General features: G+C 54.3%; 1 protein-coding gene. It reads left to right on the top strand.

The features are described 5' to 3' along the window. Nucleotides 1-240: 240 nt before the first annotated feature. The coding region (locus KVS69_RS18640) for a DUF1837 domain-containing protein (protein WP_217539468.1) at nucleotides 241-562 on the top strand (322 nt) is incomplete at its 3' end.

Raw genomic sequence — 562 nt, forward strand, 5'->3', positions numbered from 1 at the left:
ATCCTGTCTGGGGATGCGAACCAGCTAGATGTGCACCTGACGCTGGTAGAGAAGTCGATGCCAATCGCAGGATCTGAGATGCGATTGAGTTGTCATTGCCTCTCGGTAGATGCAAACGGGCGGGTCAAGGTGTCGCGACTTGTTGAGTACCTTCGTCTTGTACTAACGGACTACGCAATACCGCGGAGCAAGATCGAGGCGGCGCGATAGCGGGACGCTGAATTTAAAAGCTCTGCGGCCATGAACTCGCTTCTTTTTGAAGCTCGAAATCTGTTTACCGACTTGAAGAATAGTGGCGAGGGTGGGGAGATGCTGCTTTATGACCACGCGCAGCATTATCTCAGCCTTCCGCAAGTGCTCTGCAAGATGGATCTAAAGACAGACTCGAAGATGCACTACCACGGTGCAGACGGTGTGTACGCGGGGGTTACAGATGACGGTGTTCTCAAGCACTACTGGGGGGAGCCCAAGGCCTATGCGACACCCGGCGCAGCAATATCTGCTTGTCTCCGCTCACTTGCCCCATTCCTTTCACAAGAGGAGAGCGAAGAGGCAGAGCGAG

Origin of the sequence: Stenotrophomonas sp. GbtcB23, from assembly GCF_019091045.1 — a bacterium.
GTDB classification, from domain to species: Bacteria; Pseudomonadota; Gammaproteobacteria; order Xanthomonadales; family Xanthomonadaceae; genus Stenotrophomonas; species Stenotrophomonas rhizophila_A.